The following is an 11,377-nucleotide window of genomic DNA, read 5'->3' as shown; positions in this document are numbered from 1 at the left end:
CGTTGGAAACAGGGGTGGACGGGATCGCCCGACAGTCTAACTGCCGTGCCGTACAAGACAATGTCAGGAATTGCACCGCAAAAGCCGAGGCGGGTTTGCGATGCGGCTTTTGGAAGGGTAAAACCCGGTTCTCTCCAAAAAGGAACAGGCACGATGACGGCCGGCAACGACAACGAACAGAATCTCGACAATCGGCGCAAAAAGCTGAAGTTCCGCGCATGGCATCGCGGCATCAAGGAGATGGATATCATCCTTGGCAATTTTGCCGATCGATATCTGGAAAGTTTCGATGCTGCCGATCTGGACGAATTCGAACGGCTGCTGCAAATCCCGGATCAGGCGTTTTATGCGATGTTGGCCCATAACGCGCCGATCCCGGACATCGTCGACACGCCCCTGTTTCATCGCATCCTGCGGTTTTCGGAAGATCCTTTGGGCGCCCGCGCGCCGGTGGAGGACTGACGCGTGATCGATTTTTCGTCGCGTGCGCCGGGCAGGGTCGATATGGCCGGTGCGCCGGAAGGGGCCGATAGCCTGATTTTCGCCGATGCGGCGCGGGCCCATGACGCCCCCGTGCTGATCGTGATGCGGGACGAATCCCGAATGCATCAGGTTGCGGAACGCTTGAGCTTCGTTGCCCCCGATATTCGTCAATATGTGCTTCCGGCATGGGATTGTCTGCCCTACGATCGGGTTTCTCCGAACGCTGAATCGGTCGCGCATCGCCTTGACACACTGTCAAGTTTGGCTGCCGGTATATCTGGTCAAGCGATTGTTCTAACGACGATTTCGTCTGTTTTGCAGCGGGTTCCACCAGCGAAATCCTTCCGCGAATCGACCTTAGAGGCAAAAATCGGCACGCATGTCGGCGTCGACGTTATCCAGGCGTTTTTTGAGCGCAACGGGTACCGCCGCGCGACGACGGTTCGCGAGCCGGGGGAATATGCGATACGTGGCGGCATCATGGATGTGTTCCCGCCGGGGGAGGATGACCCGCTTCGGCTCGATTTCTTCGGAGACGAGTTGGAAACCATCCGCCGTTTCGACGCCATGTCGCAACGAACCCTGGGGGATGCGGTGGAACTGGTCCTGCGCCCGGTCAGCGAGATCATGTTGGACCGGCCGCATATCGACCGATTCCGGCAAGCCTATCGCGCCATGTTCGGCGGCGATGCGACCGGCGATCCCCTGTTTGAGGCGGTCAGCGAAGGCCGCCGAGCGCCCGGCGTCGAACATTGGCTGCCCTTGTTCCACGACCATATGGAGACGGTGCCGGACTGGCTGCCCGATTCCCCCATTTTCCTGGATATCCAGGCGGACGAGGCGATTGCGGCGCGGTTGGAAACGATCCGCGATCATTACGGCGCCCGTGTGGAGGAAGAACAAATCCGCGCGAAGCGGCGCGGAAAGGCCGGAGAGGACGCGGTCCCACCCTATAAACCCATCCCACCGGACCATCTGTATTTCGGGGAGTCGGAGTGGAAAGATCGGCTGTCCCAGGCGCGGCATTACGCGTTGAACCCATATCCGCAACCGGACGGCGCGGCAGGGGTCGATGCGGGCGCCCGCCGGATTCCGGATTTCGCCGCCGCGCGGAAGGCGCCGGATCAGGACCTGTTCGAGGCCGTGGCGCAGCGTGTCGCCCGGGCACCGTCAAAACGCACCCTGTTCGCGGCGTCCAGCGAAGGGGCGCGGGAACGTTTGAAATTGCTGATCCGCGACGGCGGTATCGAGGATCTGGGGGATGCGAAATCCTGGGCCGATATCGACGCCGTTCCGATGGGGAAGGCGGTCATCGGTCTGATGCCCCTGGATGCCGGGTTCGAAATCGACGGCGTTCAGATCATCAGCGAAACCGATATTTTGGGCGAACGCATGGCCCGTCCGGCCCGCCGTCGTCGTCGGGGGGAGGAGTTCATTGCGGAATTGTCCGCGATCGAAACCGGAGACCTCGTCGTTCATGTCGATCACGGTATCGGCCGATACGACGGATTGGAGACGCTGAAGATCGACGGCGCTCCCCATGACTGCCTGCGGCTGATCTATGCCGGGGACGATCGTCTGTTCCTGCCCGTTGAAAACCTGGAAGTCCTGTCGCGATATGGGTCCGAGGAGTCCGGCGTTCAGCTGGATAAGCTGGGCGGCGTCGCCTGGCAGGCGCGTAAGGCGAAACTGAAGGAACGCGTCCGCGAAATCGCGGAAGGGCTGATGAAAATCGCCGCGGAACGGGCCTTGCGAAAGGGTGATTCCGTGGTGCCGCCGGAAGGGGCCTATGACGAATTCTGCGCCCGTTTCGCCTATACCGAAACCGACGATCAGATGAAGGCGATCGAGGACGTTTTCGGCGACCTGGCGTCGGGCAAGCCGATGGACCGATTGATCTGCGGGGATGTCGGGTTCGGCAAGACGGAAGTCGGGCTGCGCGCGGCCTTCCTCGTGGCACTGTCGGGGAAGCAGGTTGCCGTCGTCGTGCCGACGACCTTGTTGGCGCGTCAGCATTACCGCAACTTCAAGGAACGGTTTGAAGGTCTGCCGGTCCGCGTCCGGCAATTGTCGCGGCTCGTCACCGGCAAGGCGGCGGAAGAAACCAAATCCGGAATCGAGGACGGATCGGTCGATATCGTCGTCGGCACGCACGCGTTGTTGGCCAAATCGATCAAGTTCCGCAATCTGGGCCTGCTGATCGTCGATGAGGAACAGCATTTCGGCGTGCAGCAGAAGGAACGCCTGAAACAACTGCGCACCAATGTGCATGTGCTGACCCTGACCGCGACGCCGATCCCGCGCACGTTGCAGATGGCCCTGGCCGGGGTACGGGAAATGTCGATCATCGCCAGCCCGCCGGTCGATCGATTGGCGGTGCGGACATTCGTCCTGCCGTTCGATCCGGTGGTCTTGCGCGAGGCTATCCGCCGGGAACGCTATCGCGGCGGTCAGATATTCTATGTCTGCCCGCGTCTGGCCGATCTGGACCGGGTCCGCGAACGGATCAGCGAACTGACCCCGAACTCCTCCGTTGCCGTGGCCCATGGCCGCATGCCCGCGAAGGAGTTGGAAGACGTCATGACCGATTTCGTGGCTGGGAAATACGATATCCTGCTGTCCACGAATATCGTGGAAAGCGGCCTCGACATCCCGAACGCGAACACGATGATTATTCATCGGGCGGATATGTTCGGTTTGGCGCAGCTGTATCAGTTGCGGGGACGCATCGGACGCGGCAAGCAGCGCGCCTATTGTTACCTGACGCTGCCGCCGGGCAAGGTCCTGACGGAAACGGCCCGAAAACGCCTGGACGTCATGCAGACGCTCGATAGCTTGGGTGCCGGATTCACGCTGGCCAGCCACGATCTGGATATTCGCGGGGCGGGGAATCTCGTCGGGGAGGAACAGTCCGGCCACGTCAAGGAAGTCGGCGTGGAACTGTACCAGCGCATGCTGGAAGAGGCCGTCGCCGCCGCCCGCGACCATATCCGGGCGGAGGAGATCGAGGAAACCTGGACCCCGACGATCAATGTCGGGATCGCTGTGTTGATCCCCGAAAAATACGTCCATGATCTCTCGGTTCGCCTCGGCCTGTACCGCCGCCTGTCGGACCTGACATCCCGCAAGGAAATCGATGCTTTCGCGGTGGAAATCGTCGACCGCTTCGGCCCAATGCCGGACGAGGTGGAAAACCTGCTGGAAATCGTGGCCATCAAGCAGGCCTGCAAGAAAGCCGGGATCGACAAGATCGATGCGGGACCGAAGGGCGCGTCGATATCCTTCCGAAACGACGATTTCTCCAACCCGGCGGGGCTGATCGGCTTTATCCAGAAAATGGCGGGGACGGCGAAACTGCGGCCCGACCACAAGATGGTTGTCATGCGGCCGTGGACCGAACCGAAACGCCGGTTGACCGGTGTTCGCAAGGTCGCGGAAGCCCTGGCGAAGGTTGCGAATTAGAGAGGGTTATTCGACGGCGGCTTCCTGCATCGCCATTTCAAGCAAGGGCAGGAAGGCTTCAGGTTCCTGAGCGCCGGACAGGGCATATCGACCGTCGACGATGAAGCATGGCACGCCGCCGATGCCCAAGCGTCGGGCCAACATGTCTTCCGATTGGAGTTCGGCTTCGTTCAGCCGCCCATCCAGATAGGTCTGTACCGCGCTTCGAGCCAAACCGGCGTCTTCCGCCAAATCCAACAGGATTTCGTCCGACCCGATATCCGCCCCATTTAGGAAATATGAGGTGTAGAGCGACTCGACCAGCCGGTCGGTCATGCCGGTCGGGCCGGATGCGTCTTCCTGGGTCTGGGCATAGCGGATCAGGCGATGCGCCTTCATCGTATTCGGCGTACGGTGAATTCGGTCGAAGGCGAAGGGAATGCCGACCTGCTCGCCGACCTTGCGGATGTGGGAATAAATCTCGTTCGCGCGACCGGCCCCGCCGAATTTGGCACTCAAATAGCTTTGTCGTTCCATTCCGTCGCTGGGCATGTCGGGATTCAGTTGGAAGGTGCGCCAGCGTATTTCGGTCTTCACATCCGGGCGCAGGGCAAGCGCCGCTTCAAGGCGCTTTTTACCGATGAAGCACCAGGGACAGATCGGGTCCGCGTATATTTCTATCGTAACCATACCGCTCACATAGGTCGCGTGTTCGACTGGTCCAGCACGGTCACGGGGATGTGACCCGGTCGTAAGTATTCCGACCCCAAAATATTAGAGGGCTGCGGCACGGGCGCGATCCAACAGTGATGCTGGATTGTCGCCCGCTTGAAGCCCCGCAACGCCGCCTTCGACCCAGGCATGGATGACCTGCATGACTTCCTCGCCCAGATGAAATTCGGATGTATGCAGAATCCCGATAATGCGATGCACGACGCGGTTCGCCTCATATTCCGACGTATCGGGCAGCAGGATCGCGAAAGCGTCCTGACGGATGCGCGCGACGGTATCTTCGATACGTGTCATGCCGTTCATCCAGTCCGCCAGTTGCTGCGCCAGGATGTCGGCGTTTTCCTCCCCATATTCTTCGAGGATCCGGGGCAGGGTGGGAACGGTGATATAGGCGACGGACAGGTTCCGGCCGCGCTCTTCCGCATTCTTCAGGTCGCGCGCCAGATGGGCGTCCCAGAATGCCGCAGAATACGCCTTTCCGCACTTATCGGCGGCATCGCCCTTACGGGTCGCGACGAAGGCATCGCGCAAGGACCATTTCTGACGCTGGCGGGCGACAAGCATATGAATATAGGTCGCGATCCGCAGGGCGGAGGAGGAGGACGGCAGCACGATCGCCGCGCCGCCCCGATACAGTGCGTCCATTTCCTCGCTACCACCATCCGACAGGACCAGGATTGGCAGGTTGAACAGGCGCGGGTTGCTGCGGATATGCGAACAGAGATACTGCACCCGTTCCAGGTTGTTCGTGCCAAGTCCCGTCGCGACGACAACAGCGTCGAACCGTTCTTCGTGCAGGCGGTCGGCAGCCTTGTAGGGATCGGCTTCCCGCCGACAATCCAGGCCCGATGCGTCCAACGCGTCCCCCAGCCCATCTAAATCGCCCGTTCCAAAAGCGACGGCCATCACCAAGGGCGCGTCGGTGTAGTGCCGGTGATAGGTGCGCGGATCAACGTCCAGCCCCATATCCCGCGCGGTGTCGCAGCGCCGGGCCAGTTCCGCGAACATCACGGACGACCGGATCAGGCGGGGCAGGCGGGTCAGGATTTCGCCGTCACTGGCCCCGTTCGGCAAGATATCGTCGACGCCGATTTCCTTGCCCAGGGCCATCGTATCGTCGGACATATCGGAATTCAGCAGCACGACGGGAATGTTCTCGGTCGCGCTTGCGGATTTCAACGCGCCCGCAATATCCATATCGGTCGGTGCCCCGGTGAAACCGGATAGGAGCACCAAATCCGGTCGGCGTTTGTCCACGAGGCCCAGAACGGTGTTGTAGTCGGATGCCTGGATGCAGCGATATCCGGCACGGGTCAGCGTATCGGAAAGGGAGAGCGCCCTGTCAGGGTCGGGATCGCCGATAAGGATATAGGCTATATGTCGGGTCTGCATAAATACTCCCTCTCGGTCGACACGCGTTGCGCGCCGCATTCGACGACCGAAGCAACGCTGCGATCACCCTTGACCTTGTCGGCCTACTCATCAACAAAGATATCAAAACGTTTCCCCGTTGCGAGCGAAATCCCCCTTCCGCGTAATAATGGGGAAGCCAAGGACGGGGCATCAGGGGAGGAAGCGCAGCGATGTCCGGTTTGGAAACGATTTTCGACACGGATTTGGACAAGGGACCGGCGAATTACGTCCCGTTATCGCCTGTCGGGTTCCTGATCCGCGCCGCGACTGTCTATCCGAACCGCACGGCCGTCATTCATGGCGATATCCGATATACCTATGCGCAGTTTCTGGAACGGGTCCGGCGGTTTGCCTCGGCCTTGAAGGCGCGCGGCATCGGGCGTGGGGATACGGTTTCCGTTCTGTCGCCGAATATCCCGGCATTGTTGGAAGCGCACTATGCGGTCCCGATGATCGGTGCGGTCCTGAATGCGTTGAACACGCGGCTGGACGCGCCGACGCTTGCCTTCATTCTGGAGCATGGGGAATCGAAAGCGGTGCTGTCCGAATGTTCCCTGAACGATGTGATGGGCGAGGCGCTGAAGATCACCAAGAATAAGCCGGAGATCATCGTCGATATTATCGATCCGGAAGCGCCGGAAGGCCCGCGCGTCGGCACGACCGACTACGAAACGATGCTGGATGCGGAAGGCGATCCCGATTTCCGCCACGACCCGCCCGTCGACGAATGGGACGCCCTGGCGCTCAATTACACATCCGGCACCACCGGGAACCCGAAAGGCGTCGTCTATCATCACCGCGGCGCCTATCTGAACGCCATGTCGAACGCCCTGACGTTCCAGTTGAACAGTCGGTCGGTCTATCTATGGACCTTGCCGATGTTTCATTGCAACGGCTGGACCTATACCTGGGCCGTGACGGCGGCCTGCGGGACGCATGTCTGCCTGCGCCGCGTCGATCCGGCGCTGATCTTCCCGATGCTTCGGGACTACAAGGTCACCCATATGTGCGGCGCGCCGATCGTACTGACCATGCTGATTCACGCGCCGGACAGCCAGAAATGCGAATTCCCGCAGCGGGTTGAAGTCTGCACCGGCGGGGCCGCGCCACCGTCCGCCGTGATTGCGAAGATGGAGGCGATGGGCTTCAACGTCACCCATATGTACGGCATGACCGAATGCTACGGCCCGTCCACGGTCTGCGCCTGGCAGCCGGAATGGGACGATATGCCCCTGGACCAGCGCGCACCGCTGATGGCGCGGCAAGGCGTGGCCATGGTCGCGCTCGACGGGCAACGGGTCGCGGATCCGGAAACCTTCGAAGACGTTCCCCCCGACGGAGAGACCATCGGCATGCTGATGATCCGGTCGAATACCGTCATGCGCGGATATTTGAAGAACCCGACGGCAACGGCGGAGGCCTTGAAAGGCGGCTGGCTGAATACCGGGGATTTGGCCGTGATGCATGAAGACGGTTATATCGAGGTCAAGGACCGCGCCAAGGACATCATCATTTCCGGCGGGGAAAACATATCTTCCTTGGAAGTCGAAGAGGTCTTGTTCCGTCATCCACATATCATGGAAGCCGCGGTGGTCGCCGCGCCGGACGAGAAGTGGGGTGAAACGCCCTGCGCCTATGTCACCATGGCACCGGGGCATGAAGATGCGTTGAGCGCGCAAGACGTCATCGACTATTGCAAGAACAACATGGCGCGATACAAGGCGCCGACGAAGGTGATCTTCGGGCCGCTGCCCAAAACGGCGACCGGCAAGATTCAGAAATTCGTGCTGCGGTCCCAGGCGAGGGACCTGTAAGGCGGGCGGATACCGGTAAAGACCTGGAGGGAGTCATGGAATTGCGGCTCGACGGTAAACGTGCGCTTGTGACTGGGGCGTCCAGCGGCTTTGGGCGGCACTTTGCCTGGACTCTGGCGCGGGCCGGTGCCGATATCGTCCTCGCCGCGCGCCGCGAAGACCGTTTGACGGAAGAGGCGGAGAAAATCGCCGCGGAGACCGGTCGCCGAACCCTGCCGGTCGCCCTGGACATCGCGGATACCGAGTCGATCGAAGAATGCGTGGCGGCGGCGGATAGCGCCTTGGGCGGGATCGACCTGCTTGTGAACAATGCCGGGACCGTCATTGTAAAGCCGTCCCTGTCACAGACCGAAGAAGACTGGGATGCGGTCCTGGACGTCAATCTGAAGGGCGCGTTTTTCATGGCCAAGGCCTGCGCCAAGCGAATGAGCGCACAGAAATCCGGGACGATCGTCAATATCTCCAGCCTGCTTGCCGACCGTGTCTCGAAGACGGAGATTTCGTATTGCGTGTCCAAGGCGGGCCTGTCGCATATGACGCGGGCGCTTGCCTATGAATGGGCGAAATACGGAATCCGCGTGAACGCCATTGCTCCCGGCTATATCGTCACCGACCTGAACCGCGCCTTTTTGGAGAGCGATGCGGGGCGGGAGATGATGCGGGAAATCCCGATCCGGCGCTTCGGCAAACCGGAAGACCTAGATGGCGCCTTGCTGTATCTGTCTACCGACGCGTCTGCCTGGATGACTGGCCAAATCATGACCGTCGACGGCGGTCATTCTCTCGTTACCCCCTGATTTCATCATTAGGAGAATCCCCATGATTTTCGATCATCGTACCTATGACGTCATCCCCGGAAAACTGAACGATTTCCTGAAGGTATACGAGGAAAAGGGTTTCCCGCTTCAACGTAAATATCTGGGGGAGCCTGTCGGTTGGTACGTATCCATGGATATCGGTGAGCTGAACCAGGTCGTGCATATCTGGAAATACGACGATCTTTCTGACCGCGCTGCCAAGCGCGCGCAGCTTGCGGCGGAGCCGGGCTGGGGCGAGTATCTGAAAGCCGCTCTGCCGCTGCTGCAAAAGATGCAGAACAAGATCGTTTCGCCGGCGCCGTTCTTCAAACCCTGATCGTCGCTTCAGACAATCGTCTCCATTACGAAGATACAGGTCGCCGATACGCTGTATCGGGCTGTGGAAGCGGCTATTCCTGACGGAAATAGAATGATGAGCCGGGTGATGGAGAGTGCCGAGAAATGACAGGCGTCGGTTTGGCCGGAAATGCTGAAGCCCAGGCCAGAGTAGCGGAAAGCCTGAAAGCCCCATTGTTGGCCACGGACATCTCGATAGACGGGCTATGGCCGCTTTCCGGCGGCGCGATTCAGGAAAACTGGGCCGTCGATCTGACCATCCAAAGGGAGAGTGGCGGTCCGGAACGTCTGGAATGCGTTTTGCGCACGGATAGCCCGACCGGTGTGGAAATCAGCCTGGGACGCGCGCAGGAATTTGAGCTACTGCGCGCCGCTTGGGATTTGGGCGTGACCGTCCCGGAACCGATGGCCTGCGTGACCGACAAATCGGTGATCGGCAAGGATTTCTGCCTGATGCGCCGGGTGCGCGGCACGGCATTGGGACAGAAAATCACACGGGACGAACGGATCGGCGGCGACCGGGACGCGTTGACCGAACGGTTGGGGCGGGAACTGGCGCGCATTCACAAGATCACGCCGAAATCCCATCGTTTTGATTTCCTTCAACCGCCGCCCATCGACGCGGCAGAAGCGGAATTGGCCGCGATGCGCGGATTTCTGGATAAAATGGGCGCGCAACGGCCTGTCCTGGAATGGGCGTTTCGCTGGTTATACCGGCACAAACCGGCACCGGCGGAAATCGTCCTGGCCCATCACGATTTTCGCACCGGCAACTATATGCTGGATGAGGCGGGATTGACCGCGATTCTGGACTGGGAATTCGCTGGTTGGTCGGACCGTCATGAGGATATCGGCTGGTTTCATGGCATGTGCTGGCGTTTCGCCCGACGCGACTTGCCGGCGGGCGGCATCGGAACACGGGAAGCGTTTCGGTGCGGATACGAGGCGGAAAGCGGCATTTCCATCGACCCGCGGAAAGCGTTTTGGTGGGAAGTCTATGCCCATCTGCGGTGGGCGGTGATCGCGCTGCAGCAGGTGAACCGCTATCTTGTCGGCGGGGAGCGGACGCTCGACCTTGGTTTGACCGGGCGTCGACCTGCGGAACTGGAGTTGGAGATTCTGCGGATGACCGCACCGGAGAGGACGGGAGCATGACACCGGATAAGCCGCACACCGCCGATCTTCTGCGTGCCGCCGCAGATGTTTTTCGTCAGGAATTGATGCCGTCGCTGCCGGAAGAAAAGCAGTTGGATGCGTTGATGATCTTGGCCGCCCTGGGCTGTGCGGAACGGGATTTGGAGGATGCTGGTGGCCTGCGGGAGCGGCAGGCCCGCCGGATGGAGCGGATTCTGCCGACCGGGGCGACGGTAGGTGATCTGTGTGCCGCGATCCGAAACGGTGATTTTGACGATCCAGATGGTGCTCTACGGCTCTATGAGACGCTGATGGAAGACGTAAGGGACCGTCTGGCCTTGGTGAACCCGGATTATCTGAAGGCGGCGGATCAGATATCGACCAGTTCGTCAGACGATGCCCGGCGGTCGGGGCCCTTGTAGTTCGGGTCGGTGATGCGTCGACGGTCGGGACCGAAATAGTCCGGTGACCGGACGAAGGGGCGGGGCCGTTCGATCACGGACATGATGCGCTGATACAGGGAGCGAACCGTCATCGGTTTCGCCAGGAATTCGTTCACACCGGCATCGCGGGCGGACAGGACAAGGGATCGTTCCGTATGCCCCGTCATGATGATGATCGGGACGTATCGATCTGGGCTGTAATCACCCAGGCGCAGCATTTTGGTGAACTCGATGCCGTTTTCCGGCGACATATCCCAATCGACGAAGACGATATCCGCGCCCTCTGACTCCAATTCCGACAAGGCCATGACGGAGTTTCCGACGGTTCGGACCTTGACGATTCCGAAGCCGTTCAGCAATGACCGCATCATCTTCAAAACGAACACGTCATCATCCACGACAAGGACGGACAACTCGCTTAAATCATAGGTCATAACCCCAACGCTCCGCTTTTCCCGGAATCAATGTTGGCGTTTAATCAGTCGATTGTCACCCGCCTAAAGACCGACGGTCAGCGTTTTTTGGGCGGAATGGTTCGGCCACTTCACAACGCGGCCCGCCGGGGCTTGTTTTTCCGAGTGTTTTAGACCATACCCTACGCGCGCTTCCTCGACGATCGGGACCCCGTTCCCACAGGGCGGGCAGGCGGCTTCGGTCAACGAGACGGAAACCGTCGGGATCGACACGATTGACGGCCCTTGCGGCCGCGTGGCGTATTCCGCGCATCTGAAAGGGCCGGGTTCCCCCGATCCTAATAACGAAG

At 60.4% G+C, this 11,377-nt stretch carries 10 protein-coding genes; 7 read left to right on the top strand and 3 right to left on the bottom strand.

Annotated elements, in window-relative coordinates; all coding sequences use genetic code 11:
- The first annotated feature begins 153 nt into the window (after window positions 1-153).
- On the top strand, window positions 154-462 hold the full coding sequence (locus HH303_RS05370) for an FAD assembly factor SdhE (protein WP_169624215.1): 309 nt from the start codon (window positions 154-156) through the stop codon (window positions 460-462).
- Between the two features lie 42 nt (window positions 463-504).
- The gene (mfd, locus tag HH303_RS05365; protein WP_169625052.1) at window positions 505-3,945 is read left to right on the top strand and encodes a transcription-repair coupling factor; all 3,441 of its coding nucleotides are present in this window, start codon (window positions 505-507) and stop codon (window positions 3,943-3,945) included.
- 6 nt (window positions 3,946-3,951) lie between these two features.
- Here mfd and HH303_RS05360 read toward each other — a convergent pair whose 3' ends face one another.
- On the bottom strand, window positions 3,952-4,614 hold the full coding sequence (locus HH303_RS05360; RefSeq protein ID WP_169624214.1) for a DsbA family oxidoreductase: 663 nt from the start codon (window positions 4,612-4,614) through the stop codon (window positions 3,952-3,954).
- Window positions 4,615-4,698: 84 nt separating this feature from the next.
- The gene (locus HH303_RS05355; RefSeq protein ID WP_169624213.1) at window positions 4,699-6,048 is read right to left on the bottom strand and encodes a diguanylate cyclase domain-containing protein; all 1,350 of its coding nucleotides are present in this window, start codon (window positions 6,046-6,048) and stop codon (window positions 4,699-4,701) included.
- 191 nt (window positions 6,049-6,239) lie between these two features.
- Here HH303_RS05355 and HH303_RS05350 point away from each other — a divergent pair, with 191 nt between their 5' ends.
- From HH303_RS05350 to HH303_RS05330, 5 genes are all read left to right on the top strand, one after another.
- Entirely contained in the window at window positions 6,240-7,883 is a 1,644-nt protein-coding gene (locus HH303_RS05350; protein WP_227421592.1) for an acyl-CoA synthetase, read from the top strand.
- A gap of 35 nt (window positions 7,884-7,918) precedes the next feature.
- Complete coding sequence (locus tag HH303_RS05345) at window positions 7,919-8,680, top strand: SDR family NAD(P)-dependent oxidoreductase (RefSeq protein WP_169624212.1); 762 nt, start codon at window positions 7,919-7,921, stop codon at window positions 8,678-8,680.
- A gap of 22 nt (window positions 8,681-8,702) precedes the next feature.
- Entirely contained in the window at window positions 8,703-9,017 is a 315-nt protein-coding gene (locus tag HH303_RS05340; protein WP_169624211.1) for an NIPSNAP family protein, read from the top strand.
- Between the two features lie 125 nt (window positions 9,018-9,142).
- Entirely contained in the window at window positions 9,143-10,192 is a 1,050-nt protein-coding gene (locus tag HH303_RS05335; RefSeq protein WP_169624210.1) for a phosphotransferase family protein, read from the top strand.
- A complete protein-coding gene (locus HH303_RS05330) occupies window positions 10,189-10,593 on the top strand; it encodes a DUF6285 domain-containing protein (RefSeq protein ID WP_169624209.1) in 405 nt (134 codons plus the stop codon). The genes HH303_RS05335 and HH303_RS05330 overlap by 4 nt, the downstream gene beginning before the upstream one ends.
- Here the strand turns inward: HH303_RS05330 and HH303_RS05325 are convergent.
- The gene (locus HH303_RS05325) at window positions 10,542-11,048 is read right to left on the bottom strand and encodes a response regulator (protein WP_169624208.1); all 507 of its coding nucleotides are present in this window, start codon (window positions 11,046-11,048) and stop codon (window positions 10,542-10,544) included. The two genes, HH303_RS05330 and HH303_RS05325, sit on opposite strands and share 52 nt — an antisense overlap.
- Window positions 11,049-11,377 lie beyond the last annotated feature (329 nt).

This window comes from Pacificispira spongiicola, assembly GCF_012926505.1.
Lineage (GTDB): Bacteria > Pseudomonadota > Alphaproteobacteria > UBA8366 > Aestuariispiraceae > Pacificispira > Pacificispira spongiicola.
This window is presented reverse-complemented; position numbering and strand designations above follow the sequence as displayed.

What these genes read in the sequence shown, in the direction of transcription:
- HH303_RS05340 (WP_169624211.1), top strand. Translation starts at nt 8,703, where the DNA reads ATGATTTTCGATCATCGTACCTATGACGTCATCCCCGGAAAACTGAAC.
- HH303_RS05325 (WP_169624208.1), bottom strand. Translation starts at nt 11,048, where the DNA reads ATGACCTATGATTTAAGCGAGTTGTCCGTCCTTGTCGTGGATGATGAC.
- HH303_RS05345 (WP_169624212.1), top strand. Translation starts at nt 7,919, where the DNA reads ATGGAATTGCGGCTCGACGGTAAACGTGCGCTTGTGACTGGGGCGTCC.
- HH303_RS05350 (WP_227421592.1), top strand. Translation starts at nt 6,240, where the DNA reads ATGTCCGGTTTGGAAACGATTTTCGACACGGATTTGGACAAGGGACCG.
- mfd (WP_169625052.1), top strand. Translation starts at nt 505, where the DNA reads ATGGCCGGTGCGCCGGAAGGGGCCGATAGCCTGATTTTCGCCGATGCG.
- HH303_RS05335 (WP_169624210.1), top strand. Translation starts at nt 9,143, where the DNA reads ATGACAGGCGTCGGTTTGGCCGGAAATGCTGAAGCCCAGGCCAGAGTA.
- HH303_RS05355 (WP_169624213.1), bottom strand. Translation starts at nt 6,048, where the DNA reads ATGCAGACCCGACATATAGCCTATATCCTTATCGGCGATCCCGACCCT.
- HH303_RS05360 (WP_169624214.1), bottom strand. Translation starts at nt 4,614, where the DNA reads ATGGTTACGATAGAAATATACGCGGACCCGATCTGTCCCTGGTGCTTC.
- HH303_RS05370 (WP_169624215.1), top strand. Translation starts at nt 154, where the DNA reads ATGACGGCCGGCAACGACAACGAACAGAATCTCGACAATCGGCGCAAA.
- HH303_RS05330 (WP_169624209.1), top strand. Translation starts at nt 10,189, where the DNA reads ATGACACCGGATAAGCCGCACACCGCCGATCTTCTGCGTGCCGCCGCA.